The sequence below is a fragment of the Stenotrophomonas sp. CS3K5 genome, assembly GCF_059515225.1.
Genome location: NZ_JCAKRX010000002.1, coordinates 254073 through 279665 on the forward strand (window position 1 = coordinate 254073; position 25593 = coordinate 279665).

Consider the following 25593-nt stretch of genomic DNA (forward strand, 5'->3'; position numbering starts at 1 on the left):
GGAGGGGTTCAAGCACCTGCCGGATGGGACGGCGCGCAACCCACCCTCGGCCTTGCAGGGAGGATCACCGGCGCGCGCGCAGGTGCAGGCTGCCGTCGGCGGCGGTAAGCACCTGCACCGGCAGGATCTCCGGCAACAGCGCCACGGCGGTTTCGGCGCGGTCGGCATCGAACACGCCGGAGACCTGCAACGGGCCCAGCGCCGGATCGTCCAGCACGATCGGGCGGTCGTGATAGCGCTGCAGGATGCGCAGCACTTCGGACAGCGGCAGGCGATCGAACTGCAGGCGGCCGCGGGTCCAGTCGGCGCGATCCGGGCTGGCCGGCTCCGGCGGCGACAGTGAGCCCGCCTGCGCGAGCACGCGCTGCCCAGGCTTCAGCCGCTGTTCGGCGCCGCCGCCCTCCACGCGCACGCCGACCTCACCGCGCCACAGGGTCACCTCGCTCAGGTCGCCCTGGCGGTCAACATCGAACACGGTGCCGTAGTTGCGCACGTGCACCGGCCCGGCCTCGACCTGGAACGGCCGCCACGCCGAATGCTGCACGTCGAAGCGCGCCTGGCCCTGTGCCAGCAGCACCTGCCGCGAACGCAGGTGGCGGCGTACCTGCAGCCGGGTACCGGCATCGAGCAGCACATGGCTGTCATCGGGCAGCGTGATCTGGCGCCGTTCGCCCACGGCGGTCTGGTAGTCGCGCACCTGCCAGGCCGGGTCGGCGATGTACACGGCGCTGATGGCCACCAGCAGCGCGGGCAGGACGATCTTTGCGATGCGTCCGCCGCGTCGGCGCTGCAGGGCGGCCGGCGGCGGCAGCGGAAAGCGCTGCTTCAGCGCGTCGCGGTGCTGCTCCAGCACCTGTTCGGTGGCAGCCGGCTCGGTCGGCGGCTGCGGTGGAGGTACCGGCTTCATTGCGGCCCGGCGTGCAGTCGGCAATCGGCCATGGCCAGGCGCAGGTGGCGCTCGACCGCCTTCAGGCCGATCCCCATGCGCTGTGCCACTTCGGCCTGCGGCAGTTCGTGGATCTTGTGCAGGATGAACACCTGCTGGCGCCGGCAGGGCATGCGTTCAATGGTGGTGCTCAGGCGCTGCAGCGCCTGCTGTCCTTGCGCCCGCTGTTCCGGCCCGGGTCGCGCGCAGGCGCCATCGGGCAGTTCGGCGCGCGGCTCCACCCAGTGCCGGCGCAGGTCTTCGGCACGGCAACGGTCGACCGCAGCATCGTGGGCGATGCGGCGCAACAGCGCGATCGGTTGCCGTGCGTCCTGCACGGCCGGGCGCTCAAGCAGGCGCAGACAGACCTCGTGCACCACTTCGCGGGCCAATCCGGGCGAGCGGAAGCGACGGCGCAGGTAGTCGACCAGTTCCTCGTAGTGGCGCACCAGTGACGACAGCAGCGGTGCGGCGGGCAGTGGCGATGAGGGCGACTCGTGCATCCGGAACGGGCGAGGGTGAAAGGCGGGGCGCGCAACAGGACGATCCCTGCGCGGTGATGGGATATTAATGGGAACGGTTCGCATTTGCTATCCATGCCGGATGCAGGCCATTGTTCGGTGGGCCTGGAGGGTGAAAACACGATCATCGTCTGGCGCGCAGAATCGGCCCGTGCCAGCCTGCACCCGGGCTGAGGGGAGTGAGACATGCACGTACTTCTGGTCATCATCGCCGGTGTGTTGCTGCTGGCGGTGTTCATGCTGTTCGGGCGTCTCTGGAGCGTGGGCAGCTCGCAGTTGCCGGCGGCGTTGCTGGCCTTCGTTGCCACCTGGCTGGTGCTGGCGCTGGCCAATCTGTGGGTGGGGGTCTGCCGGGCCGGCTACGCCTTCAGGGAAGAGGTACCGATCCTGCTGCTGGTGTTTGCGGTGCCGGCGCTGCTGGCCGGTCTTGTCTACTGGCGCCTGGCGCGCTGAGGGCGTCCGATGAGCACACCCCTGCGCCTGCCGGCGCTGCGCCAGCGCGATGGCCACCACGCCCGGGTCACCTACGAAGAGCTGTTCTTCGATCTGGTGTACGTGTTCGCGGTCACCCAGCTCAGCCACCACCTGCTGCACCACCTGGGGCTGGCCGGGGTGCTGCAGACGCTGGTGCTGTGGTTTGCGGTCTGGCTGGGCTGGCAGTACGCCTGCTGGGTCAGCAACTGGTTCGACCCGCAGGCGCCGCGCATCCGCGGGCTGTTGTTTGCCACGATGCTGCTGGCACTGCTGATGTCCTCCTCCATTCCCGAGGCCTTTGCCGACCGCGCCTGGGTGTTCGCCGGGGCCTACGCGACGATGCAGGTGGGGCGCACCGCCTTTGTGCTGTACGAGGTGGGAGGCACGCATGCGTTGGCGCCGAACTTCCGCCGCATGCTGGCCTGGGTGTGCGTGTCGGCCTGTTTCTGGCTGGCCGGTGCGGCGGCCGAGGGCCATGCACGGCTGGCGCTGTGGGTGCTGGCGGTGGCCTGCGAGTACGTTTCGCCGATGTTCGGTTTTGCCTTTCCCGGGCTGGGCCGCTCGCACACCCGCGAATGGACCATCGAAGGTGGGCATCTGGCCGAGCGCTGCCAGCTGTTCGTCATCGTCGCGCTGGGAGAGACATTGCTGGCCACCGGCGGTGTGCTCAGCGAGGTGGAGCACTGGAGCGGTGCGGTGGTGTCTGCCGTGCTGGCCACCTTCGCCGGAACCCTCGCCATGTGGTGGCTGTATTTCGGCATCTCCAGCGGCGACGCCACCGAGGCGATCACCCATGCCGACGATCCGGGGCGGATGGGCGCCAACTTCCACTATGTGCATGCGCTGCTGATCGCCGGCATCATTGCCACCGCGGTCGGCAACGACCTGGTGATGGACCACCCGGAGGCGGCGGTGACGCCGGCGTACGCCGCGCTGATGGTGGCTGGCCCGCTGATCTACCTGCTGGGCAGCGCGCTGTACAAGCGCGTGGTGTATGGCCGGGCGCCACGCTCGCATCTGTACGGCGCCGTGGCACTGCTCGTGCTGGGCCTGCTGCTGCCACTTACCCACCTGCTGGCAGCCGGCTGGTTGACCAGCCTGGTGCTGCTGGGTGTGGGGCTGCTGGATACACGACTGAAGCGGCGCATCCAGCAGGCAAGCGGCTAGAAGCCGCCCCCGGTCTTGAAGCCGCCACCGCCGCTGATACCGCCACCGCTGCGGAAGCCGCCGCTGCTGGAACCGGAGTCCGAGCGGGTGCTGGAACTGGAACTGGAGCCCGACCAGAAACTCGAACGGGAGTCCGAGCTGCTGGAACTGCTCGATCCCCAATCGAACAGGCCGCCGGAAGAGGTGGTGCTGGAGCGCCGCGGGCGGCTGCTGGCGGTGGCGAACAGCGAGGTCATGATCGGCTCGGCGACGCTGCGGGCCGGGGCGCGATAGCTGCTGCGCTCGGCATCGAGCGCCAGCTGGTAGCTGCGGCGGGTGGCCTGCAGCGATGCCAGCGACGCCTTCAGCGTCTCCATGTCGCTCGTGTGCTGGCCGACGCTTCCTTCGATCTCTGCCAGGCGCAGGCGACGGGCATGGATCCGCTCCAGCACCGCATCGTCCTCGGCCGTGGCAGTAGCGGCGACGCGGCGGTACAGATCGTCGAGGTTGCGCGAGGACAGGGCGCGCGCCAGGGTGACCAGCACCGAACGGCCCTCGGTGTCGGACCAGCTGCGGAAGTCGGTGATCCTCGCCTGCTGGGCATCCACCGCCTGGCGTTGCCGCTGTTCGTCCAGCAGTGCCTGGGCCAAGGCACCCTGCGCATCCCGCAGGATGCTGCTCAGCACACCGCCACCGGACAGCGCCGCGGCTGAATCGCGGGCGGCCTGTACCGGGGCGTGCGCCTGCTCGGCTTCTTCGCGGGCCTGCGCCGCATGCTGTTGCAGGTAGCCCGGCAGCTCGGTCAGGGTACGGTACTCGCGGCGGGCACGGTCGTAGCCGCACAGCTCGGCCAGCCATCCATCGACGGTGCGCAGCAGCGGCCAGCCACGGTAGCCGCTGCCGCCGAAGTCGCGCGACAGCAGGTACATGAAGATCGGGTCGGCCTGGTAGGCACCAGCCTTGGCGTCATGTTCGGCATGGGCCGAAGCGGCCATGCGCTCAGCGGTATCCCATCGCGCCTGTGCCAGCTGCAGCGTGTCCAGCTGGGCCAGGAAGTCGCTGTCACTGCGCAGTGTGGCCTCCACCTGATCCCGCAGCTGCTGCAGCCGCTCGCCGGCGGCATCACGCGCGGCTGCGGCATCGAGCGAGCGCTGCTGCAATGCCTGCTCCTCATCCAGCAGCCGCTTCAGTTCGTCGTCCAGCGTACGGCCTTTGCGTTCACGGCGGTCCAGGTCGGCACGCGACTGCAGCAGCAGATCGCGGGCAACGGCAGGTTCAACCTCGTTGCTGGCCTCGGCCTGCAGCCGGGCCAGTGCATCGAAATCGGCACGGGTCTGCTCGCGCAGCACGTCCTGTTCCTTGACCAGCTCCCGACATTGGTTGCCCTGGCTGGCCAGGCGGGCCTGCAGGTCGGCGATCTCGGTTTCGACGTCGGCCAACGCGGTATTCAAGTCAGTCATGTCAGTTCCTCAGGCATCACCATTGGGTGATGTAGCCGCCGGTGGTGGGCATGCGGAAGCGCGGCGACAGGCTGCCGCGCGGCTTGCTGCCGATCTGGTCGTCTTCGATGATGCCGTTGTCCTGCTTGTCGGCCGCCACACGGTTGTAGGTGGCCTGTGGCACGCGCACGCCAAACAGCGTGACCTGTTCGTCCTTGCCGGTTTCCTCGTTGCGGACGGTGATGGTGGCGGCGTTGCCTGATTCGTCCAGCGCCTCGGTCACCAGGTAGTAGTTGCGCCCGCCATTGGCGTTCTCGTTGTATCGCCAGACGCCGGTGCGCTCATCGTCGCGGTTGACGATGCGGTAGACCAGGGTCTGCTGCAGCATCGCCACCAGCCCGGCGACCTGGTCCAGCGCCGGCCCGGCGTCGGCCAGTGTCTCGACGCGGATCAGGGTGGCCGCATGATCCAGCGCACGCTGCAGGCGCTTGCGGTCGTCGCCGGCAACCCCGGTGGCCAGGCCGTCGGTCCTGAGCTGGGCCAGGCGCTCATTGAGCGCGGCCAGCTTGCCGGCACTGCCGATCAGCTCCTTGAGGGTGGCCGTGGCCTGGCCAGCTGTTGCGATGTCGCCAGCACGCAGGGCCACGTCGCCGTCGGTGTAGATGCGGGCGCGCAGCCGTTCGGCATCCGGGGTCAGCCGTGCGGCCTTGGCGGCCAGGTTGGTGGCATCGAGCAGTTCGCTTGCATCGGCGGCCTTGCCAAGCGTGCCGACCCGTTCGCTCAGTACCGGCAGGGCTTGCTGTGCCCGCGTCAGCGCCTGCTCGGCGGCCTGGCGCTGCTGTTCCACCCAATCAGCGGCCTGGCCGGCGGTGGCCGTGCTGCCGTGGCTGACCCGTGTGACCTGGTCGCGGCGCACCAGGGTTGGCAGCAAAGTGTCCGCTGCCGGCACCTCGGCGAAGCGCCGCTGCGCTTCAGACAGCGCGGCCTGTGCCCCCTCGGTCAGCGGTTGCAGGCGCTCACCGCTGGCCGTGGTACGCGGCAACAGCCCCTGCAGCGCCTGTTCCTGCGCGGCCAGCGCGTGGCGAGCGAGACCGATGGCCTGCTGCTGCGCGGTGACCCTGGCGTTGAGTACCTGGACATTCTTCTCGATGTTGACCTCACGCACGAAGGCGCCGAAGCCGCGCGCAAGCAGCAGCACCATGCCGAGTGCCAGCAGCGCCGCCGCGACGATCAGCGCCCATCTGAGCACCCGCCTGCGATCGATCCAGCGCCTGGCCAGCCACGCCTTCCAGCCACGCGGCGCGGTGTACACGTAGCGCTGTTCGCGCTGGGCCCCGATGCCGGCCTCAAGGATCTCGTCGGAAACCTCGATGCCCTGCGAGCGGTACAGCTCGAGCAGGCGTTGCTTCAGCGTCGCGTTGTCGTGGCCACTGTCGGCCAGTGCCTTCATCTCGGCATTGCGGTAGCGCAGCTGGTCGACCACATCCATGGTCAGCAGCGCATCCTGCAGCTCGGCAGGTGCCATCGTCGCACTCACGTCAGCGCGGCTCCGGGCTCGGCGGTGCCTGCAGCAGAGCGGCGAAGCGCTGCTTGCCCTGTTCGACATAGCTGGCGATTTCCGCCGAATCGCGGCTGGCCTGGCTGCGCAGCTGCTCGATCTCCTGCAGCGACGTCTCCTGGAAACGCACCACCGCATCGACCAGCTTGCGTACCGAATCGACACCGATGGTGCCGCCGTAGCCGGCCTTCAGGCCCTGGTGCAGTACCTCGTCGCCGATGCCGGCGACCGCCTCCAGGCCCTTGGAGGTGCCCTCGGTCATTGCGTTGAGCGCCTGGGTGGATTCGTGCAGGCCCATCTGCGTGGTGAAGGCCAGGTTCAAGGCGGTGAAGCTGGTTTCATTGGTGGAAAAGAACACCACCGAACGCTCGTTGACGCGGCGCTTGACCTCGTGCGACTGGTGCACGCGCAGCATGATCGCCTCGGAGGTGGCGTAGTTGACCTGCAGGTTCTCTGCCAGGTCCTTGGCCAGCTGGAAGCGCGATTCCTCGTTCTGCTGATTGCGCAGGGCCTCATCGCGCGCCATCACCAGGCGCCCGGTGTCGGCGGCATCGGCGGCCGGGTCGGCGGATTCCACGCGCTGCTGGGCCTGCTTCAGTACGTCGCGCGCATCGGCCAGCGCCTGTTCCTGTAGTTTCAGCAGCTCGTGGGCCTGGATTTCGGCGTCCTTGATCGACAGGCGGAAATCGCCGTACATCTCCAGTACGCGCGACTCGCGCTGCAGCTGCTCGGCCGAATCGCGGCTGACGTCAAGGAAAGTGTGGCGGATCTTTTCGAAGCGGCTGGGAATGTCGCCGCGGGTGACCTTCATCCACAGGTTCTGCAGGCGCTCGCCCATGTCGATCTTGCCGTCGCTGACCTGCTTGACCATGTTGCTGGCATCGTCACGGATGCTGTCGAAGGCGCGGATGATCTCGGTGTAGCGGTCGGAGACCTTGGCCGAGCTGATTTCATCACGCATCACGGCATTGAAGTGCCCCGACTGCTGCAGCACGCGTGCGATCGCCACCACGCGGCCCTGGTCCAGCGTCGCCAGCTGCGAGACCAGCGCGACGGCAGGCGCGTTGTTCTCCTGCGGTGCAGCCAGGCCCAGGCTGCGCAGGGTGGCCATGGCGCGGTCCAGGTACTTGATCGGCGCCGCAGCGGCCGGCGTGGCAAGGAGGGTGTTGTCGGACATGTCGATGGCTCCGGTCAGGGCGTGCAATGAGGAACCTGCCGCGCCGAGCGGGCAGGGTGCTGCGCAACGAAGGGAATGGGGCGCGGCAGCCATCGGCTGCGCGGCAGGGTGGCCCGGGCAAGGGCCACCGGCCCGATGCGGGCGGGGAGGGTGTCCTGGTCGAGCATGGATGACGCGTTCCCTGCAGATCGCCCCCTGGCGATTCTGGGCCCATTGTAGCGAGGGTGAGGGTCAGGTGAAGCCCCACCGATGGCAGGGTGGAGTAGCGTTTGCCGGACGTCCATCGAGGGCGACCTGCGAGGCGACCGTGCAGAACCTACCGCAGTGGCTGGTGTGGGCCGGGTTGTCTGCCGTGTTCGCGGCGCTGACCGCGTTGTTCGCCAAGATTGGCGTCAAGGGGGTCGATTCGGACCTGGCCATGGCCCTCCGCACATTGGTGGTCGCTGCGGTGATCGTGCCGATGGTGGTGATGACCGGTAAATGGTCCAACCCGTTGTTGCTGCCCGGGCGTACCCAGTTGTTCCTGGTACTGTCGGCGCTGGCGACCGGCGCCTCGTGGTTGTTCTACTTCCGTGCGCTGCAGGGTGGCGAACTGGCCAAGGTGGCGGTGGTCGACAAGTTCAGCGTAGTGCTGGTGATCGTGCTGGCCTACCTGCTGCTGGATGAGCGGCCGAGCCTGCGCGAATGGAGCGGCATCGGCCTGGTGCTGGCCGGGGTGATCGTACTGGCGACGAAGAAGTAGCCGGAATCCATCCATCAACCGGGGGTGCGGGATGCAGGGCGAAGCACGCGGGACCTTTGAGGTGACTCTGCTGCCGATCGGCGGCAACGACGGCCCGATCGGCGTGCTGTCGATCGACAAGATCTTCCATGGCGATCTGCAGGGCAGCAGCGTCGGCCAGATGCTGGCATTCCGCACGCCGGTGGAAGGCTCGGCCGGGTACGTGCCCGAGCTGAGCGTGGTGGTGGTGCCTGATTCGGGCAGCGATGGCCTGCAGGGCCTGGCCGGGACGCTGGAGATCAGCATCACCCAGGGACGCCACGACTACCGGCTGCTGTACAGCCTGCCGGATGCGGGCTAGACGGCTGACCGCAGTCAGCCCGGGCCTGCCTGCAAGCGGTCGTACATGCGCACCAGATCGACCAGGGTGCGCGCGCCCATCTTGCGCATCACCTGCGCGCGACGCACCTTCACCGTGATTTCGCTGACCCCGAGGTCGCCGGCGATCTGCTTGTTGAGGCGGCCGCGCACCACGCCATCAACCACCTCGCGCTCGCCTGGGTTGAGCGTGTTCCAGCGCTGCTGCAGCGCGTCCAGCGCCTCGCCTTCGCGGCGCCGCTGGCGGTCGATGTCGATGCCCTTGTGGATCGCATCCAGCAGTTCCTGGTCACGGAACGGTTTGGTCAGGAACTCGATGGCGCCGTCCTTGATCGCGTTGACGCCCATCGCGATGTCACCGTGGCCGGTGATGAACACCACGGGCAGCTGCAGGCCGAGGTTGCCCATCGTGCGATGGAACTCCAGACCACTCTGGCCGGGCATGCGCACGTCCAGCACCAGGCAGGCCGGTGCATCTTCCCGTTCGTGCTCGAGGAAGGCCTGGGTCGAGGCGAAGGCCCGAACCTGCAAGCCCATCGAGGCCAGCAGGTCTTCCAGCGCGGCGCGCACCGACGGATCGTCGTCGACCACGTAGACGATGGGTGCCGGATCGGCGGGGGGGGCAGCAGGCTTACGCATGGGGCGCTTCCGTGGCGATGGGCAGCTCGAACACGAAGCAGGCGCCACCACCGGCGGGTCGCTCAGCTCGGATCCGGCCGTGGTTGGCCTCGATCATCGAACGGCTCAGGCTCAGGCCGAGCCCAAGCCCGTGTGACTTGGTGGTCCAGAACGCATCGAACACCCGCTCGGGCTGGTCGGCCGGCAGGCCCACGCCGCGGTCGCGCACGCTGAGGCTGATCCAGGGGCCGTCGCGCCGGGTGTGCAGCGACAGGCGCCTGTCGGCGGTGGGCACTGGCTCCATGGCGTCCACGGCGTTGAGGATCAGGTTGCCGATGACCTGCTGCACCTGCACACGATCGGCTCGCACGGGGGGCAGATCGGCCTCCAGTAGCAGGGCGACGACTACGCCATGCCGATCCAGCTCGCTGCGCGAGAGTGCGAGCATTTCCTCGACGGCCTGGTTCAGGTCGAAGGCGCGACGTTCCGGCGCCGCGCCCTGGGTCAGGCCACGGATGCGGGCGATCACATCGCCGGCGCGGTGCGCGTCGGCCAGGATCCGGGCCACGGTCTGCCGCGCCTTGTTCACGTTCGGCGGGTCTTGTGCCAGCCAGCGCTGGCACGCCTCGGCACTGCTGGCGATGGCCGCCAGCGGCTGGTTCACTTCATGCGCGATGGAGGTGGTCAGCTCGCCCACGGTGGACGCCCGCGCGACCCGCAGCAGCCGGCCCTGCGCTTCCTGCACCGCCGCCTTGGCCGCTTCCATGTTCAGCGCGAGGTAGGTGGTGATGCCGATGACCAGCATGCCGATCACCGAATTGACCAGGCCGATGCGGTAGGTGCCGAAGCGGGTCAGGAAGAAGCTCAGCGCGGTGAGTGCGACGCAGGCGATGGCCAGGGTGATCAGCCCGCGCGCGCCCAGCACGCGCGAGGCGGCAAGAATGACCGCAGCGTAGAAGCAGGCCGCCGCGACGGCATAATCAGTGAGGGTATCGAGCAGGAAGATCGCCGCCATCACGACGATCAGGGCCAGCAGCACCAGCGGGCGACGGGGCGACAGCGATGGCATCGGAACAGCTCCCTGGCGTGGGTGGAAAGGATAGCAAAGCGCCGTCGGCCGGCACGCGCGCGCCCGGTAGTGCCGGCCGCTGGCCGGCAGCTGCATGGTGTTGCCGGAGTCCATGAGGTTGCCGGCCGGCGGCCGGCACTACCCGTCAAGGCTGGCGTTCCAGAATCCCTGCAGCACGCCGGGCGTGGTGGCCAGGGTTGCCAGCACCGCATCCAGCTCGGCGGCATCGACCGTGGTGGCGTACAGCACCGCTTCGAGTTCAACATCCCGTTCGCCGAAGGGGCGCTGGTCCACCGCACGCACCGGGTACTGCGCCTGCTCCAGCAGCAGCAACAGCTGGTCGAGCACCTCGGCCTGCTGCTCGCGCTGGCAGACCACGTTGATCGCATAGGTCGCCTCGCTGAAGGCTTCCGGGAGCGGTTGCCGCTGGATGCGGTTCACCACCGGTCGCAGCAGGGTATTGGCGGCCAGCACGAACACGGCAGCCATCACCGCTTCCGGCAGCAGCTTGATGCCGGCACATGCGCCCACTGCTGCCGAACCCCACAGGGTGGCGGCGGTGTTCAGGCCGGACACCTGCGCGCCATCCTTCATGATCGCGCCGGCACCGAGGAAGCCGACGCCGGAGATCACGTAGGCCACCACATGCAGCGGCGACGGCGGGCCGCCATACAGGTCATGGAAGCGTACGGCCAGGTCGACGAACACCGCTGCGCCCACTGCCACCAGCGTGTTGGTGCGCAGGCCGGCGGTGCGCTGGCGCAGCTGCCGCTCCAGGCCGATGACCGTGCCCAGCACGAAGGCCACCGACAGGCTGATCAGCGAGCTGAGGGTCGCGCCGGCGTTGAACGCCGGCAGGTTCGGATTGATGTCCAATATGTTTCTCCCTGGACAGGGCGCCGGGCCGTTACTGCCAGCCGTAGCGACGGATGTAGAAGCGTTTCAGCGCGGTGGTCAGCACCGCATAGCCGAACAGGATCGCCACCAGGAACGGCCAGTAGCCGGCCGGCAGGGCCTGCAGCTTGAAGTAGCCGGCCAACGGGCTCATCGGCAACGCCACGCCCACGGCCATGATCAAGCCGGTCATCAGCAGCAGCGGCGGCGCAGCGATGCTCTGCAGGAACGGCAGCTTCGGGGTGCGGATCATGTGCACGATCAGGGTCTGGGTCAGCAGGCCAACCACGAACCAGCCGGACTGGAACAGGCTCTGGTCGGCGGCGGTACGCGCGTCGAACACGTACCACATCAGCGCAAAGCAGGTCAGGTCGAAGATCGAACTGATCGGCCCGAAGAACACCATGAAGCGCCCGATATCGGCCGGATTCCACTTCAGCGGCCTGCGCACGAGCTCTTCATCCACGTTGTCGAACGGAATGGCGATCTGCGAGATGTCGTACAGCAGGTTCTGCACCAGCAGCTGCAACGGCAGCATCGGCAGGAACGGCAGGAACGCCGAGGCCACCAGCACCGAGAACACATTGCCGAAGTTGGAGCTGGCGGTCATGCGGATGTACTTGAGCATGTTGTTGAACGTGCGCCGGCCCTGGATGACGCCTTCCTCCAGCACCATCAGGTTCTTTTCCAGCAGGATGATGTCGGCGGCCTCCTTGGCAATGTCCACGGCGCTGTCCACGCTGATGCCGATGTCGGCCGCACGCAGCGCCGGGGCGTCGTTGATGCCGTCACCGAGGAAACCGACCACCTTTCCCTGGGCGCGCAGCTCGCGCACCAGGCGCTCCTTGTGCAGCGGCGTCAGCCGGGCGAACACGCGGTGGTGGTGCAGCGCCCGCGACAACGCGCCGTCATCCATGCGCTCGATCTGCGGGCCGGTCAGGATGGTGTCGGCATCCAGCCCGACCTGGGCGCACACGCGGGCGGTGACCAGCTCGTTGTCGCCGGTGAATACCTTCACCTCCACCCCGTGCGTGGCAAGTGCCTGCAGCGCCTGTGCGGCCGATTCCTTCGGCGGGTCGAGGAAGGCGACGTAGCCGACCAGGGTCAGCGCACACTCATCGGCCTGCGAGTACACGCTCTGGCTGGCGGCGGTCTCCTTCATCGCCACCGCCACCACGCGCAGGCCCTGTTCGTTCAGTTCTTCGGTGGTCTGCCGCACGCGGGCCAGGCGCTGCTCGTCCAGCGGCATGTCCTGGCCGTTCTCGCGCACGGTGCTGCACACCGCCAGCATCTCCTCCACCGCGCCCTTGCAGATCAGCTCATGGTGGTCCTCGCGTTCGGAGACCACCACCGACATGCGGCGGCGCTGGAAGTCGAACGGGATCTCATCCACCTTGTGGTAGTCCTGCGACAGCCGCAGCGAGCTCTGCAGCTCCACGTGCTCCAGCACCGCGCGGTCGAGCAGGTTGATCAGCCCGGTCTGGAAGTGGCTGTTGAGGTAGGCGAACTTCAGCACGTCCTCCGAGTCATGGCCGAACACATCGGTGTGCCGCTCCAGCGCGATCCGGTCCTGGGTGAGGGTGCCGGTCTTGTCGGTGCACAACACCTCCATCGCGCCGAAGTTCTGGATCGCGTCCAGGCGCTTGACGATCACCTTGCGCCGCGACAGCAGCACCGCGCCCTTGGCGAGGGTGGAGGTGACGATCATCGGCAGCATCTCCGGGGTCAGGCCCACCGCCACCGACAGCGCGAACAGGAAGGCTTCGGTCCAGTCACCCTTGGTCCAGCCGTTGATCAGCAGCACGAACGGCACCATCACCAGCGCAAAACGGATCAACAGCCAGCTGACGCTGTTGACGCCGGCCTGGAAGGCGGTCGGCGCACGGTCGGTGGCGGTGCTGCGCTGGGCCAGCGTGCCGAAGTAGGTGCGGTTGCCGGTGGCCAGCACCACCGCGGTGGCGGTGCCCGAGACCACATTGGTGCCCATGAACAACAGGTTGTGCTGCTCCAGCAGGCCGGCCAGGCCGTCGCCCGGGTGGGCAAACTTCTCTACCGGCAGCGACTCGCCGGTCATCGCCGCCTGTGCGACGAACAGATCCTTGGCGGTCAGCACGCGGCAGTCGGCGGGAATCATGTCGCCGGCCGACAGCACGATGTGGTCACCAGGCACCAGCTCGCGGATCGGCAGGTCCAACAGCCGCGCCGGGCCTCGGCTGTGCAGATGCGCGCCGAAGTACTGGTCGGCCACATCGGCCGCCTCGGTGCCCGGATTGCGTCGCAGCACGCGCGCGGTGTTGCCGACCAGCGCCTTCAGCCGCTCGGCGGCCCGGTTGGAACGGCCTTCCTGCACGAAGCGGATCAGGGTGGAGAGCAGCACCATCGCACCGATCACGATCGTCGCCTTGACGTCCTCGGTCAGCCACGACACGGCTGCCAGCACACTCAACAGCAGGTTGAACGGATTGCGGTAGCACTGCCACAGGTGCCGCCACCACGGCAGCGGCTTTTCGTGATCCACCTCGTTGGGGCCGAGCGAGGCCAAGCGTGCCTCGGCTTCATGCGCGCTGAGGCCATCGGCATGCGAGGCCAGCGTGTCCAGCAATCGAACTTCATCCTGCTGGGCGAGGGTGACCAGGCCGGTGGTCAGCGTGAACGGTGCAGCGTCCGCGCTGCCCGGGCCGAAACCAGCCTCGGGCATTGCGCGGCGGCGGAACAGATTGCCTGCGCGACGGCTGCGCAGGAAGGCATTGAACCAGGCGTTGAGCAGGCTCATGGGAACTCCTCGAATGTCAGAGCCGGCCGCGGCCGGAACACGAACGGATGGGATGGAACAGCTCAGGCGTGGCGCATGGCCAGCACGGCCGGCGACCATGGCTGCATGTGCAGGCGCTGGCTGCCGCCGATGCACAGCGGCTTCATCGCATCGCGCAGCGGGTAGGGCAGGTGGCGCAGCACGTTGATGCGCTCGCTGATCGGCAGCAGTGACAGCGCATCGGCCACCACGCGTGGCGAGCCCAGCGACAGGGCGCGGGCGAACATGACCGGGCCGTGCTGCAGCAGCTGGCTGCGCAGGGCGGCGACATCGCGCTCACCGATCAGGCGGCGCAACGTGATGTAGAGGATCTTGTAGGACATGGGGCGATCTCCAGGCAGGCGGCGCCTGGCGATCCCCCGTCACTCAGGCAGGCAGGGACCGGCGGCCAGGCACCAGGAACAGGCAGCAAGCGGGCGTGCGGGGCGCATCGCGCCCGGCAGGGTCGGGGTCCATCTGCGTCTCCTTGAGGGAAGGGGCGGGCCGGGGTTGCCCTGGCCAGTGGCGCTATTGTCCGCCGCTGAATGGGACAGTCCTAGAGGCCCGTGGGTTAGCCGGGCTATACCTTGGTATAGCCGGCTGCCGGGCCGCGCCATAATCGTGATCAGTGCGAACCGCTGGTGTTCCTGCACACGTCGTACTCCCCGCGGGTCAGCGTCTTGTCACGGTCGGTATCGCAGGCGTGCAGGCGCTGTGCCCAATCGGGTGCCACCGCATCGACCTCGGCCAGGGTGACGATGCCGTCCTTGTCCTTGTCCAGCGATTCATACGGCGGAATCAGCTTTACCTCGGTTACCTCATCGGCGGCGGTCTTGCTGGGCTCCTGTGGCTTGGAACACGCCCCCAGCAGCAGGCCGGATGCAACAACGAGGGCGGCGGGAACGAAACGGAAACCGGTCATGGCGTGCTCCTGTTGGCGGGGGCAGCCACCACGGCGCCCACCGCCGGATGATCGGCGCCGATCTGTAAGGGGTACGCGAAGAATCGTGCGCTGCCGGCGCTGGCATTGGGACCCCGTTCACCCGCGCCTGCGCGCAGCTATCGGAGATCCACCTGTCGAAATTGTCAGGCAGGCGACAGCAGGGTGCCCGAGCCGGCCGGAGAGGATGGCAACAGGCCCGCGCAGCCCCCGCGCCGGCACCGGCATGGACCCCCACAATGCGAATTCCGCTGCTGTCCGCACGATTGCGTCGTCGTCACTTGGCTTTGGGGGCGCTGCTGCTGGTCGTGCTCTCGCTGCTGATGCTGTTCCATGGTGTGTCGCGCGGAGATGCGCAACCGGCCAGCGCGCCACCGCCGGTGCCGGTGGTCACCGGCCGGGTCGAACAACAGGACATCGCCCATTGGCGAAATGGCCTGGGCACCGTGCAGTCGCTGCAGAGCACGGTGTTGCGGCCGCAGGTGGATGGCGTGCTGACCGAGGTGCTGTTCGAGGAAGGTCAGAAGGTACGCAAGGGGCAGCTGCTGGCACGCATCGATGATCGGGCGATCCGCGCCGATCTGGGTGGGGCGCAGGCCGCGGTAGCCCGTGACCGGGCCACGCTGGATGCCGCGCGCTCCGATCTGGCGCGCCTGCAGCACCTGTCCAGCGACCAGCTGGTGTCGCGGCAGATGCTGGAGCAGCAGGCCGCCACCGTGCAGCAGCTGCAGGCCACCGGGCGTGGCAACCAGGCGGCGGTGGATGCCGCCCAGGTGCAGCTGTCGTATACCCGCATCCTGGCGCCGATGGACGGCCGCATCGGCCTGCGCCAGGTCGACCCGGGCAACCTGGTGCGCGCCAGCGATACCCAGGGCCTGGTGACCGTACAGCAGACCGATCCGATCTCGGTGGTCTTCGCGCTGCCGCAGGACACGCTACCGCAGCTGCGCCAGGCCCTTGCGGTCGGGGTGGTGCCGGTGCAGGCGCTGGACCGCGATGGCGGCCAGCTGCTGGCCGAAGGCAGTTTGCAGGTGATCGACAACCAGGTGGAGGAAACCTCCGGCACCGTGCGCCTGCGCGCACGCTTTGCCAATGCCGATGATCGCCTGTGGCCAGGCCAGCTGGTCAGCGTGCGCGTGCGTACCGGGCAGAGCGCGGCCACGCTGGTGGTGGACGCCGCCGCGATCCAGCGCGGCATCGAGGGCAGCTTTGTGTATCGGGTGGTGGCCGATGGCAGCGTCGAAGTGCTGCCGGTCAGCGTCGGTGAATCCGAGAACGGCAAAGTGGCGGTGCAGGGCGAGCTGCGGGTGGGCGATGTGATCGTCCGTGATGGCCAGTCGCGGTTGCGCCCGGGCGTGGTGGTTGCCGAGGCCGCGTCTGCGCCGGCAGCCAAGCGCGGGGCCGCACCGTGAGCGCGCGGGTTTCGCTGTCCAGCTGGTTCGTCAGGCATCCGGTGGCCACCACGCTGCTGACGCTGGCGGTGATCCTGCTCGGCGTGGCCGCGTTGCCGCGGTTGCCGGTGGCGCCGCTGCCAGAAGCGGAATTTCCCACCATCCGGGTCAATGCCAACCTGCCCGGAGCCAGCGCCGAGACGATGGCCTCGGCGGTCGCCACGCCGTTGGAGACGCAGCTGACCGGCGTGCCCGGCATCATCGAGATGACCTCCACCAGTGCGCTGGGCAGCACCTCGATCACCCTGCAGTTCGATCTGGAAAAGGACATCGACACTGCCGCGCAGGAAGTGCAGGCGGCGATCAATGCTGCCGCCGGGCGCCTGCCCAGCGATCTGCCGAACCTGCCGACCTGGCGCAAGGTCAACCCGGCCGACAGCCCGATCCTGGTGCTCAGCGTGGTCTCGGCGCAGATGTCGATGACCGAACTGAGCGATCTGGCTGAAAGCCGGCTGGCGCGCTCGATCAGCCAGATCAGTGGCGTGTCCGAGGTCAACATCGTCGGCCAGCAGCGCCCGGCCATCCGCATCCAGGCCCAGCCCGAGCGGCTGGCGGCGATGGGCATGACCCTGTCGGATCTGCGCGGCGTGGCTCAGAACGCCAGCCTCAACCAGGCCAAGGGTGCGCTGATGGGCGGCCAGCGCACGTCCACCTTCGAGGCCAACGACCAGTTGTTCGACGCGCAGGCCTATCGGCAGCTGGTGGTGGCCTACCGTGACGGCTCGCCGGTAACGCTCGGCGATGTGGCGCAGGTGGTCGACGGTGCCGAGAACGCGTATGTGCAGGCGTGGCCGAACGGGCAGCCGGGAGTGGGCCTGATCATCAGCCGCCAGCCAGGGGCCAACATCGTGCGCACCACCGACGCGGTGCTGGCCGCGTTGCCGGCGCTGCGTGCCAATCTGCCGGCCAGTGTCGACGTGGAGGTGCTCAATGACCGCACACGCACCATCCGCGCCTCGCTGCATGAAGTGGAAGTGACCCTGGTGCTGACCATCGTGCTGGTGGTGCTGGTGATGGGGCTGTTCCTGCGCCAGCTGTCGGCCACGCTGATCGTCGGTGCGGTGCTGGTGGTCGCGTTGGTGGCCACGTTCGCGGCGATGTACGTGGCCGGTTTCAGCCTGAACAACCTCACCCTGGTCGCGCTGGTGGTCGCGGTCGGCTTCGTGGTGGACGATGCGATCGTGGTGGTGGAGAACATACACCGCCATCGCGAGGCCGGATTGGGACCGATGGAAGCGGCGCTGAAGGGCGCCGGCGAGATCGGCTTCACCGTGGTCTCGATCAGCCTGTCACTGATCGCCGCGTTCATCCCGTTGCTGTTCATGGGCGGCGTGGTCGGCCGCCTGTTCGCCGAGTTCGCGCTGACCATCACGGTGGCGATCCTGATTTCGATCGTGGCCTCGCTGACGCTGGCGCCGATGATGGCCGCGCACCTGATGAAACGCATGCCCGCCCATCGTGACGGCCAGGACACGCTGGCCGGTCGCCTGTTGGCCGGCTACGACCGCAGCCTGCAATGGGCGCTGGGCCATCAACGTACGGTGCTGCTCGGCTTCGGCGCCACAGTGGCGGCGGCGGTGGCCTCCTACGTGATGATCCCCAAGGGCTTCTTCCCGTTGCAGGACACCGCCTTCGTGATCGCCACCACCGAGGCGGCGCAGGATATCGGCTACGAGCAGATGGCTGCCAAGCACCGGCAGCTGGCCGCCATCGCTGCCGAGGACCCGGCGTTGCAGGCCTACAATCATGCGGTGGGCGCCACCGGCGGCAGCCAGACCCTGTCCAACGGCCGCTTCTGGTTCGTGCTGAAGGATCGCGGCGACCGCGATGTGGACGTGCATGCGTTCATCGACCGACTGCGCGCGAAGATGGCCAGCGTGCCGGGCATCACCGTGTACATGCGCGCCGCGCAGGACATCAATCTGGGCGCAGGGCCGGCGCGCACGCAGTACCAGTACGCATTGCGCGGACAGGACAGTCGCGAACTGTCGCGCTGGGCCGAACTGCTGACCGAACGCCTGCGTGGCCTGCCGCAGCTGCGCGATGTATCCAACGACCAGCAGGTCGGCGCCAGTGTCACCCGCTTGCAGATCGATCGCACCGCTGCGGCGCGGTTCGGATTGACCGCCAACGACATCGACCAGGTGCTCTACGATGCGTTCGGCCAGCGCCAGATCAACGAGTTCCAGACCGAGACCAACCAGTACCGGGTGATCCTGGAGATCGCGCCGGGCCTGCTCGGCGAGGTCGACGCGCTGTCCTACTTCCACCTGCGCTCGCCATTGACCGGGCAGATGGTGCCGCTGTCGGCGGTGGCCCAGGTACAGCCGCCGGGCAACGGGCCGCTGTCGATCAGCCACAACGGCATGCTGCCAGCGGTGAATCTGTCGTTCAATCTGGCCCCGGGTGTATCGCTGGGCGAGGCGGTGCAGCTGGTTGAACAGGCCCAGGTCCAGCTGGGCATGCCCGCCAGCATCAGCGGCCGCTTCCAGGGCACCGCGCAGGCGTTCCAGGAATCGCTGGCCAGCCAGCCATGGCTGATCCTGGCCGCGCTGCTGGCGGTCTACATCATCCTCGGCGTGCTGTACGAGAGCTTCGTGCACCCGCTCACGATCCTGTCCACGCTGCCTTCGGCCGGCATCGGCGCGGTGCTGATGCTGTGGCTGTGGGGGCTGGAGTTTTCGATCATGGCGTTGATCGGCATCGTGCTGTTGATCGGCATCGTCAAGAAGAACGGCATCCTGATGGTCGACTTCGCGCTGGACGCGCAACGCAACCGCGGATTGTCGCCGTTGCAGGCGATCCACGAGGCCTGCCTGACCCGTTTCCGCCCGATCATGATGACCACGCTGGCCGCGCTGCTGGGCGCCATTCCGTTGATGATCGGGTTTGGCACCGGTTCGGAGCTGCGCCAGCCTCTGGGCGTGGCAGTGGTCGGCGGCCTGCTGATCAGCCAGCTGCTGACCCTGTACAGTACCCCGGTGATCTACCTGGCCCTGGACCGGCTGTTCCTGCAACGTCGTCGCGAGCGCAGGGCAGAGGAAGGTGCTGCGCTGACGGAGCCCGGATGAAACTGCTGATTGTCGAGGATGAGAGCAAGACCGCCCATTACCTGCGCACCGGCCTGGGTGAGCAGGGCTGGGCGGTGGACCTGGCTGCCGACGGCGTGACCGGCCTGCACCTGGCCCGCGAATTCGACTACGACGTGATCGTGCTGGACGTGATGCTGCCGGGCATGGATGGCTTCAACGTGCTGCGCGAGCTGCGCCGCAGCAAGCAGACCCCGGTGATCATGCTGACCGCGCGTGATCGCGTGGATGACCGCGTGCACGGGCTGGGGCAGGGCGCCGATGACTATCTGGTCAAACCGTTCTCGTTCATCGAGCTGCTGGCACGGCTGCAGGCACTGGTGCGACGTGGCCGGCAGCAGGAGCCGACCGAACTGCAGGTGGGTGACCTGCAGGTGAATCTGCTGGCACGTCGCGCCTATCGTGACGGCGCACGCCTGGACCTGACCGGCAAGGAGTTCGCGCTGCTGGCCCTGCTGGCGCAGCGGCGTGGACAGATCCTGTCCAAGACGGTGATTGCCGCGCAGGTCTGGGACATCAACTTCGACAGCAATACCAACGTGGTGGAAGTGGCGATCAAGCGCTTGCGCGGCAAGCTCGATGGCCCATACCCCAGCAAGCTGCTGCACACCGTGCGCGGCATGGGCTATGTGCTGGAAGTGCGCGAAGACGAGGACGGGCCGCGATGAGGTGGTCGATCGCGCAGCGCCTGTCGGCGATGTTCGCAGTGGCCGCGCTGCTGGTGTTCACCCTGCTCGGCATCGGTGTGTATGGCGTGCTCGAACGGCAGGTCGTGCGTTATCAGCATGCCGAGCTGCAGACCAAGCTGCACGCGGTGAGCGGCAGCGTGGCGATGTGCGATACCCGTGAGCGCTGGACCAAGGTGCGCGAGAAGGTCGGCAACCTGATTTCTGGTGACCGCGACACATTGGTGTGGGCCTGGAGCGATGACCCGACCTTCCGCATCGGCAGCGCGCAGCCGCAGGTACAACCGCCCGGCAGTCATGACGATGGCATGGGGACCCTGCAGCGTGAGGGTGCGCACCCGCTGCGCACGCTCTACGAGCGCGTGCCCGGCAAAGGCGTGCGGCCGCCGGTGGACCTGTGGATCGGCATCGACTCCGAGCCCTATACGCATGCACTGCAGCGGTTTGCTGTAGCACTGTGGGTGGCCGGTGTGCTGGGCGTGCTGCTGGTGGCCGGCCTGGGCTACTGGATCGCGCGGCTGGGATTGGCGCCATTGCGGGCGCTGTCCGACGAAGCGCGCTCACTCAGTCCTCAGCGGCTGTCGCAGCGGCTGGACACTGCGGGGCTGCCGGCCGAGCTGGGTCACCTGACCGGTGCCTTCAATGGCGCGCTGGATCGACTGGAAGCCGCCTATACGCGGCTGGATGCCTTCAATGCGGACGTGGCGCATGAACTGCGCACGCCTCTGGCCAACCTGATGGGCCAGACCCAGGTCGCGCTGTCGCGGCCGCGCGATAACGCCGACCTGCAGGAAGTGATGCAGTCGAATCTGGAAGAGCTGGAGCGCCTGCGCGCCATCGTCAACGACATGCTTTTCTTGTCGCGTGCCGGGCAGGGTGACATCGCCATGGACACCCGCACCGTGTCCCTGGCCGAGGAGGTGGCCACGGCCGGGGAGTTCCTCGAGTTGCTGTTCGAGGAGGCGGGGCTGACCCTGCGCATTGAAGGTGACGCCAGCGCACGCATCGATCCGTCGCTGCTGAGGCGTGCATTGACCAACCTGCTGCACAACGCCGTGCAGCACGCGCGGCCTGGCAGCGTGGTGCGGGTGCAGCTGCAGGCCGAAGGCAGCGGTGCCCGCATTGCGGTGCTGAACGAGGGCGACGGCATCGCCCGCGAACACTTGCCGTTGCTGTTCGAGCGCTTCTACCGGGTGGATGAAGCCCGCGAGTACCGAGGCGAGCGTCACCACGGGCTGGGCCTGTCCATCGTCAAGGCCATCGCCATGCTGCACGGCGGTGAAGTATTCGTGGCCAGCCAGGACGGGCTGACCACGGTGGGGTTCAGTGTCGGCTGAAGGAATCCAGCTGGGTAGAGTCGACCAGTGCTCGACCCTGCCAGGAGCGGGGCGCCAGCCATGTCCCCGGCCCATTCTTCACGAGTTCTCCGAAGATCCGCGGCTGTTCGCCCTCGATGCCCCGTCAGAATCTGTCCGCAAACGCATCGGTGGCGCGCACCAGTGCATCGGTCGTGGCCGCTTCATTGGCGCTGTGGCCCGAGGTCACCATCAGCAGCTGCGCTTCCGGCCAGGCCTTGGCCAGATCCCAGGCGCTGCGCGGGGGGCAGATGATGTCGTAGCGCCCCTGCACGATCACGCCCGGCAGGTGGCGGATGCGGTCGATACCGTGCAGCAGCTGGTCCGGCTCCAGGAAAATGCCATTGCGGAAGTAGTGCGCTTCGATGCGTGCCTTGGCCAGCGTATCGAGCGGGTCATCGCTGGATTCGGCGTCCACCTGGTGTTGCAGCGTGGCGGCGTTGTCTTCCCAGCCCAGCCAGGCCTGGGCCGCGGCGATGCGGGTCGCCTCATCCGGGCTGTCCAGCCGCGCCCAGTACGCCTCGATCATGTTGCCGCGCTCGGCCTCGGGAATATGGGCCTCGTAGCGGTCCCAGCGCTCCGGGAAGATCCAGCGCGCACCGCCATCGACTTCGGCGAACCAGCGGTTCTCGATCTCGCGGCCGAGAAACACGCCGCGCACGATCAGCCCGGTGGCCCGCTCGGGATGCGCCTGCGCATAGGCCAGCGACAGCGTGGAACCCCACGAGCCGCCGTAGACCAGCCAGCGCTCGATGCCCAGGTGCTCGCGCACCTTCTCGATATCGGCCACCAGATCCTGCGTGGTGTTGTCGCGCAGTTCGCCGAACGGGGTAGAGCGGCCGCTGCCGCGCTGGTCGATCAGCACGATGCGGTAGCGCGCCGGGTCGAAGAAGCGTCGATGAGTGGGCGAGATGCCAGCGCCGGGCCCACCGTGCAGGTACACCACCGCGATGCCATCGGGCGTGCCGCATTCTTCGACATGCAGAGTGTGCAGATCGCTGACCGGCAGCATGAACTCGCGGTAGGGCGCGATGGCGGGATACAGGGTGCGCATGGCAGGCGTCTCACGAACGGGGCCGCCAGCATAGCGCCCCCAGCGTGCCCGCACAGGGCATGCCACGTTGCCGATGCTGTAAATGCACTGGTCGATGCGCGTACACACGGTGCGATGCATGCGCAACTGAAATTGCTGCAAGCGCGTTTGACAGCATTTGGAGTCGCGCTTATAAGTTTCAGGCGGCGTTGACAAGGATCAATCACGACGCCGCATTCAGCAGTGTTCATCTCCCAACAAAATAAGGAAGTGAAGAATGAACAACGTACTTGCTCTGCAGTCGCTGGAAATCGAGTCGCTGGAAGCTGAAGCCGAGTGTGTGGTCTGCCTGTCCTGGTACAGCTCGGGCCTGGGCATCGACGAAGGTTCGGACAAGGCGTAGTCCCTCGGGCTGCCCTGAACCTTCTGCCACCGGCCGGCCTCCGCCGCGCCGGTGGCGAAGTCTTCAACGGTTGAAGTCGCTGCGCCGTTCACCTGGGTGGACGGTGCAGTCTGGCGGCGCGTGCGATGCGGACACGGCGGATCCCGCCGTGTCGACAAGGAGGTGTGGAGTGAGTGAGGTAACGGCACGTCTGTACACGCTGGCTGACAGCCTGCATTTTGAATCGCCGGACCGCTACCGGCCGACCGATGAGTATGCAGCGATCGCGCGCAGCCGCTTGCCATCCAGCTGGACGATGCAGGCGCGGGGCTTCTGGACCACCTGTCGTCCCCCACAGAGCGTAGCGGCCAGCCACGGCTGGAAGATCCATCTGTCCAGTATTCCTGAAAACGCCGAACGCACACTGTCTGCGATCCTGCCGGTGGTGCTGGAGGCCGGCGTGGCGTTCAAGTTCTGCTCCGATCCTTTCATGCTCGGGCTTTCGCTGGGCAAGGGATGGTCGCGCTTCCAGGTGGGCAAGTTCATCACGATCTACCCGCAGGACCCGCAGCAGTTCCAGGCGTTGCTGCCACAGCTGCATCAGGCCACCTGCGATCTGGCCGGCCCGCATGTGCTGACCGATCGCCCCTACGCCGACAGCACGGTGGTCTACTACCGGTATGGCGCGCATGCCGGCGTATCGCGGCCGGATCCCTACGGCAGTCTGCAGCAGGGCTACCCGCTCAGTGACGGCGCATGGCAGGAAGACGTGCGTGGCCCGGCATTCCGGCTGCCGCCCGGCGTCATCGATCCGGTCACCCGCGCCGCCGAAGCGGCGCCGCAGTCACCGCAGGGGCCGATCACCCTCAACGGCCGCTATGAAGTGAAGGGGGTGCTGAAGTTCAACGGTACCGGCGGCATCTATCACGGGCGCGATACCGCGACCGGGCGCAAGGTCGTCATCCGCGAGGTACGTGGCTTTTCCGCCGCCGATGGCAGCGATGTGCCCAACGGCATGGTCAATGCGATACAGCGCGAGGCCCGGATCCTGCAGAAACTGTCCGGGACCGGACGGGTGCCGGTGTATGTGGACCTGTTCAAGGAATGGAACAACTGGTTCCTGGTCCAGGAGCAGCTGGAGGCGATCACACTGTGGGACAGTGCGATGGCGTTCTACTTCGCCGATGAGGATCAGCGGTCGCGCGACGGTTTTGAGCGTATCCGCACGAAGATACGCCAGATCGGCGAGGCGCTGCAGTGCGTTCACGACCACGACGTCGTGCTGCGCGACCTGACCCGCAGCAACGTGATGTTCACCGCTGATGGGGAAGTGAAGTTCATTGATCTGGAGTTCGCGCACGAGATCGGTGTCGACTCGCGCTGGGCCAAGGGCTGGACGCCGGGCTACGCCTCGCAGCAGCAGCTGGAAGCGCAGCGCCCTACGGTGCAGGAGGATCACTACGCGTTCGGCGCGCTCATTCTGGACATGATCACCTTCTGTGCCTCCGGCCTGGATCTGTGCCGACAGGCCCTGCTTGAGCGCAAGCTGCGCCAGGTGCTGGATGATCTGGGCCTGCCCGCCGATCTGCACGAGATCGTGACGGGCCTGACGCTTCAGGACGTGGAAGAACGCTGGAGCATCGCGCGTGCGTTGGCGCACCTGGCCAAGGCGCCGGCGCCCGCACCGGACAGATTGATGTTCCCGACACGCGCGCAACTGCTGGAAGTGGCCGCGCCGGCAGCGCAGACGCGAGCGCGCATTGCTGCCGTACTGGACGGCTACGAACGCTACCTCGCCTCGACCTGCGATCTCTCACGCAGCGATCGCCTGTGGCCGGCGGGCCTGCAGATGTTCATGACCAACCCGGTCTCGCTGCAGTTCGGCGCGACCGGCGTTGCGATGTTCCTGTTGCAACGGGGCGGCCAACTACAGCCGGCTGTGCTGGACTGGATCGAACGCGGCGCCACCCCGCAACGATGCCCGAGCGGGCTGTACTCCGGCCGCGGCGGCGTCGCCTTGCTGATGATGTGCGCAGGCCGCCCGGACACGGCGCGCCGCCTGCTGGCCGAGATCAACGATGACCCGGCCGCGCGGGTGCTGCCCGGGCTGTACTTCGGCGCCGCGGGACTGGGCCTGCTGAATCTGCACGCCTGGCGGTCGTTGCGCGACCCGGCCTACCTTGAGGCGGCTGCGCGCATCGGCGATGCGTTGTTGCAGCAGGGGCAGCGCGGTGCCGTCGGCGTGTACTGGAAGGCCGGGGACCGCACCGGCCTGGGGCTGGGCGATGGACAGAGTGGTATCGCGCTGTTTCTCACCTATCTGGGCAAGGCGACCGGCGCGCAGCGCTATCTCGATGCCGCCGCCGATGCACTGGATTTCGATCTCGCCCATGGCCTGCGCATTGCCGGGAGAACGGTATGGCCCACGCACGTTGAAAGCGGACCGGCCGCGCCGGCCAGCCCGCATACCCGTTTCGGATCGGCAGGCATCGGCATGGCCTGCGTGCGTCACTTCGTCGCTACCGGCAGTGAGCGTTTCCGCGAGGCGGCGCTGGACTGCGCGCATTCGGTGCGGCCACGGGTCACCAACAAGATCTGGCAGGACAGCGGCAATGCCGGCTTCGGTGAGTTCATGCTGGACATGGCGCATTTTCTCGGCGATGAGCGCTTCGGCCATGCCGCCTTCTACCAGGCCGAGGCGATCCTGCCACACGCGATCGACTGCGAGGGAGGCATCGCCTTTGCCGGGCCGGCACACTATCGCCTCTGCAACGACTTCGGCATGGGGGGCTCCGGCATTGGTGTGTTCCTGGATCGACTGCAGAACCGCCGCCGTCGCCTGCTGATGCTGGATGAACTGCTCGAGCCGTCGCCGGCACCTGGCGCATGATCCCGCGACGTTGCCGGTGCGGCGCCCGGCAACGTCGCGTCCTGGACGGGCCAGGC

At 67.6% G+C, this 25593-nt stretch carries 22 protein-coding genes; 10 read left to right on the forward strand and 12 right to left on the reverse strand.

Annotation, left to right across the window (positions count from 1 at the left end; all coding sequences use genetic code 11):
* Positions 1 to 64: 64 nt before the first annotated feature.
* Together AC5YGJ_RS03720 and AC5YGJ_RS03725 are read right to left on the reverse strand one after the other, a co-directional pair.
* Positions 65 to 907 carry a FecR family protein gene (locus AC5YGJ_RS03720; RefSeq protein ID WP_496185765.1) on the reverse strand — a complete coding sequence of 281 codons (843 nt, stop codon included), beginning with the start codon at positions 905 to 907 and terminating at the stop codon, positions 65 to 67.
* Positions 904 to 1428 (reverse strand): RNA polymerase sigma factor, encoded by a 525-nt coding sequence (locus AC5YGJ_RS03725; RefSeq protein ID WP_496185766.1) that lies wholly within the window; start codon positions 1426 to 1428, stop codon positions 904 to 906. The genes AC5YGJ_RS03720 and AC5YGJ_RS03725 overlap by 4 nt, the downstream gene beginning before the upstream one ends.
* Before the next feature lie 204 nt (positions 1429 to 1632).
* On the opposite strand from AC5YGJ_RS03725, the gene AC5YGJ_RS03730 reads away from it, so the two are divergent.
* Entirely contained in the window at positions 1633 to 1899 is a 267-nt protein-coding gene (locus AC5YGJ_RS03730; RefSeq protein ID WP_496185767.1) for a hypothetical protein, read from the forward strand.
* A 9-nt stretch (positions 1900 to 1908) separates the two neighbouring features.
* A complete protein-coding gene (locus AC5YGJ_RS03735; protein WP_496185768.1) occupies positions 1909 to 3087 on the forward strand; it encodes a low temperature requirement protein A in 1179 nt (392 codons plus the stop codon).
* On the opposite strand, the gene AC5YGJ_RS03740 is transcribed toward AC5YGJ_RS03735, so the two are convergent.
* Genes AC5YGJ_RS03740 through AC5YGJ_RS03750 form a run of 3 tightly spaced genes read right to left on the reverse strand, consistent with a single transcriptional unit; the run spans position 3084 to position 7240 of the window.
* On the reverse strand, positions 3084 to 4526 hold the full coding sequence (locus AC5YGJ_RS03740) for a hypothetical protein (RefSeq protein ID WP_496185769.1): 1443 nt from the start codon (positions 4524 to 4526) through the stop codon (positions 3084 to 3086). The two genes, AC5YGJ_RS03735 and AC5YGJ_RS03740, sit on opposite strands and share 4 nt — an antisense overlap.
* A gap of 16 nt (positions 4527 to 4542) precedes the next feature.
* The gene (locus tag AC5YGJ_RS03745) at positions 4543 to 6042 is read right to left on the reverse strand and encodes a DUF6384 family protein (RefSeq protein ID WP_496185770.1); all 1500 of its coding nucleotides are present in this window, start codon (positions 6040 to 6042) and stop codon (positions 4543 to 4545) included.
* A 1-nt stretch (position 6043) separates the two neighbouring features.
* Positions 6044 to 7240 (reverse strand): cell surface protein, encoded by a 1197-nt coding sequence (locus tag AC5YGJ_RS03750; RefSeq protein ID WP_409460037.1) that lies wholly within the window; start codon positions 7238 to 7240, stop codon positions 6044 to 6046.
* Positions 7241 to 7547: 307 nt separating this feature from the next.
* Here AC5YGJ_RS03750 and AC5YGJ_RS03755 point away from each other — a divergent pair, with 307 nt between their 5' ends.
* Both AC5YGJ_RS03755 and AC5YGJ_RS03760 read left to right on the forward strand, forming a co-directional pair.
* Positions 7548 to 7982, forward strand: a complete 435-nt coding sequence (locus tag AC5YGJ_RS03755; protein ID WP_249843907.1) for an EamA family transporter — start codon at positions 7548 to 7550, stop codon at positions 7980 to 7982.
* A gap of 31 nt (positions 7983 to 8013) precedes the next feature.
* Positions 8014 to 8322, forward strand: coding sequence for a DUF3224 domain-containing protein (locus tag AC5YGJ_RS03760; RefSeq protein ID WP_496185771.1), 309 nt, complete (start codon positions 8014 to 8016; stop codon positions 8320 to 8322).
* A gap of 14 nt (positions 8323 to 8336) precedes the next feature.
* On the opposite strand, the gene AC5YGJ_RS03765 is transcribed toward AC5YGJ_RS03760, so the two are convergent.
* The 6 genes from AC5YGJ_RS03765 to AC5YGJ_RS03790 form a co-directional block, all read right to left on the reverse strand.
* Positions 8337 to 8978, reverse strand: a complete 642-nt coding sequence (locus AC5YGJ_RS03765) for a response regulator transcription factor (RefSeq protein WP_249843909.1) — start codon at positions 8976 to 8978, stop codon at positions 8337 to 8339.
* Positions 8971 to 10026: a sensor histidine kinase gene (locus AC5YGJ_RS03770; RefSeq protein WP_496185772.1), complete on the reverse strand. Its 1056-nt coding sequence runs from the start codon at positions 10024 to 10026 to the stop codon at positions 8971 to 8973. Before AC5YGJ_RS03770 ends, AC5YGJ_RS03765 begins: the two co-directional genes overlap by 8 nt.
* Before the next feature lie 138 nt (positions 10027 to 10164).
* Complete coding sequence (locus AC5YGJ_RS03775; protein WP_496185773.1) at positions 10165 to 10902, reverse strand: MgtC/SapB family protein; 738 nt, start codon at positions 10900 to 10902, stop codon at positions 10165 to 10167.
* A gap of 31 nt (positions 10903 to 10933) precedes the next feature.
* Positions 10934 to 13693 carry a magnesium-translocating P-type ATPase gene (gene mgtA, locus AC5YGJ_RS03780; protein ID WP_496185774.1) on the reverse strand — a complete coding sequence of 920 codons (2760 nt, stop codon included), beginning with the start codon at positions 13691 to 13693 and terminating at the stop codon, positions 10934 to 10936.
* 62 nt (positions 13694 to 13755) lie between these two features.
* Positions 13756 to 14055 (reverse strand): hypothetical protein, encoded by a 300-nt coding sequence (locus AC5YGJ_RS03785; protein WP_107230649.1) that lies wholly within the window; start codon positions 14053 to 14055, stop codon positions 13756 to 13758.
* A gap of 281 nt (positions 14056 to 14336) precedes the next feature.
* A complete protein-coding gene (locus AC5YGJ_RS03790; protein ID WP_496185775.1) occupies positions 14337 to 14633 on the reverse strand; it encodes an EF-hand domain-containing protein in 297 nt (98 codons plus the stop codon).
* Between the two features lie 257 nt (positions 14634 to 14890).
* Between AC5YGJ_RS03790 and AC5YGJ_RS03795 the strand changes: the two genes are divergently transcribed.
* From AC5YGJ_RS03795 to AC5YGJ_RS03810, 4 genes are read left to right on the forward strand one after another with little or no spacing between them, the layout of a single operon-like run.
* On the forward strand, positions 14891 to 16063 hold the full coding sequence (locus AC5YGJ_RS03795) for an efflux RND transporter periplasmic adaptor subunit (protein ID WP_496185776.1): 1173 nt from the start codon (positions 14891 to 14893) through the stop codon (positions 16061 to 16063).
* A complete protein-coding gene (locus AC5YGJ_RS03800; RefSeq protein ID WP_496185777.1) occupies positions 16060 to 19173 on the forward strand; it encodes a multidrug efflux RND transporter permease subunit in 3114 nt (1037 codons plus the stop codon). The genes AC5YGJ_RS03795 and AC5YGJ_RS03800 overlap by 4 nt, the downstream gene beginning before the upstream one ends.
* Positions 19170 to 19859 (forward strand): heavy metal response regulator transcription factor, encoded by a 690-nt coding sequence (locus AC5YGJ_RS03805; protein ID WP_107230645.1) that lies wholly within the window; start codon positions 19170 to 19172, stop codon positions 19857 to 19859. The genes AC5YGJ_RS03800 and AC5YGJ_RS03805 overlap by 4 nt, the downstream gene beginning before the upstream one ends.
* Positions 19856 to 21214, forward strand: a complete 1359-nt coding sequence (locus tag AC5YGJ_RS03810; RefSeq protein WP_409460030.1) for a heavy metal sensor histidine kinase — start codon at positions 19856 to 19858, stop codon at positions 21212 to 21214. Before AC5YGJ_RS03805 ends, AC5YGJ_RS03810 begins: the two co-directional genes overlap by 4 nt.
* A 124-nt stretch (positions 21215 to 21338) precedes the next feature.
* On the opposite strand, the gene pip is transcribed toward AC5YGJ_RS03810, so the two are convergent.
* On the reverse strand, positions 21339 to 22286 hold the full coding sequence (gene pip / locus AC5YGJ_RS03815; protein ID WP_496185778.1) for a prolyl aminopeptidase: 948 nt from the start codon (positions 22284 to 22286) through the stop codon (positions 21339 to 21341).
* A 256-nt stretch (positions 22287 to 22542) separates the two neighbouring features.
* Between pip and AC5YGJ_RS03820 the strand changes: the two genes are divergently transcribed.
* Both AC5YGJ_RS03820 and lanKC read left to right on the forward strand, forming a co-directional pair.
* A complete protein-coding gene (locus tag AC5YGJ_RS03820) occupies positions 22543 to 22668 on the forward strand; it encodes a hypothetical protein (protein WP_012511180.1) in 126 nt (41 codons plus the stop codon).
* 169 nt (positions 22669 to 22837) lie between these two features.
* Positions 22838 to 25537 carry a class III lanthionine synthetase LanKC gene (gene lanKC / locus AC5YGJ_RS03825; RefSeq protein WP_496185779.1) on the forward strand — a complete coding sequence of 900 codons (2700 nt, stop codon included), beginning with the start codon at positions 22838 to 22840 and terminating at the stop codon, positions 25535 to 25537.
* Positions 25538 to 25593: the final 56 nt, after the last annotated feature.

Excerpts from the sequence above, each read along its gene's own strand:
- mgtA (WP_496185774.1), bottom strand. The coding sequence starts at position 13,693 with ATGAGCCTGCTCAACGCCTGGTTCAATGCCTTCCTGCGCAGCCGTCGC.
- AC5YGJ_RS03720 (WP_496185765.1), bottom strand. The coding sequence starts at position 907 with ATGAAGCCGGTACCTCCACCGCAGCCGCCGACCGAGCCGGCTGCCACC.
- AC5YGJ_RS03820 (WP_012511180.1), top strand. The coding sequence starts at position 22,543 with ATGAACAACGTACTTGCTCTGCAGTCGCTGGAAATCGAGTCGCTGGAA.
- AC5YGJ_RS03795 (WP_496185776.1), top strand. The coding sequence starts at position 14,891 with ATGCGAATTCCGCTGCTGTCCGCACGATTGCGTCGTCGTCACTTGGCT.
- AC5YGJ_RS03770 (WP_496185772.1), bottom strand. The coding sequence starts at position 10,026 with ATGCCATCGCTGTCGCCCCGTCGCCCGCTGGTGCTGCTGGCCCTGATC.
- AC5YGJ_RS03790 (WP_496185775.1), bottom strand. The coding sequence starts at position 14,633 with ATGACCGGTTTCCGTTTCGTTCCCGCCGCCCTCGTTGTTGCATCCGGC.
- AC5YGJ_RS03730 (WP_496185767.1), top strand. The coding sequence starts at position 1,633 with ATGCACGTACTTCTGGTCATCATCGCCGGTGTGTTGCTGCTGGCGGTG.
- AC5YGJ_RS03735 (WP_496185768.1), top strand. The coding sequence starts at position 1,909 with ATGAGCACACCCCTGCGCCTGCCGGCGCTGCGCCAGCGCGATGGCCAC.
- AC5YGJ_RS03785 (WP_107230649.1), bottom strand. The coding sequence starts at position 14,055 with ATGTCCTACAAGATCCTCTACATCACGTTGCGCCGCCTGATCGGTGAG.
- AC5YGJ_RS03725 (WP_496185766.1), bottom strand. The coding sequence starts at position 1,428 with ATGCACGAGTCGCCCTCATCGCCACTGCCCGCCGCACCGCTGCTGTCG.
- AC5YGJ_RS03810 (WP_409460030.1), top strand. The coding sequence starts at position 19,856 with ATGAGGTGGTCGATCGCGCAGCGCCTGTCGGCGATGTTCGCAGTGGCC.
- AC5YGJ_RS03765 (WP_249843909.1), bottom strand. The coding sequence starts at position 8,978 with ATGCGTAAGCCTGCTGCCCCCCCCGCCGATCCGGCACCCATCGTCTAC.
- pip (WP_496185778.1), bottom strand. The coding sequence starts at position 22,286 with ATGCGCACCCTGTATCCCGCCATCGCGCCCTACCGCGAGTTCATGCTG.
- AC5YGJ_RS03740 (WP_496185769.1), bottom strand. The coding sequence starts at position 4,526 with ATGACTGACTTGAATACCGCGTTGGCCGACGTCGAAACCGAGATCGCC.
- AC5YGJ_RS03760 (WP_496185771.1), top strand. The coding sequence starts at position 8,014 with ATGCAGGGCGAAGCACGCGGGACCTTTGAGGTGACTCTGCTGCCGATC.
- AC5YGJ_RS03750 (WP_409460037.1), bottom strand. The coding sequence starts at position 7,240 with ATGTCCGACAACACCCTCCTTGCCACGCCGGCCGCTGCGGCGCCGATC.
- AC5YGJ_RS03805 (WP_107230645.1), top strand. The coding sequence starts at position 19,170 with ATGAAACTGCTGATTGTCGAGGATGAGAGCAAGACCGCCCATTACCTG.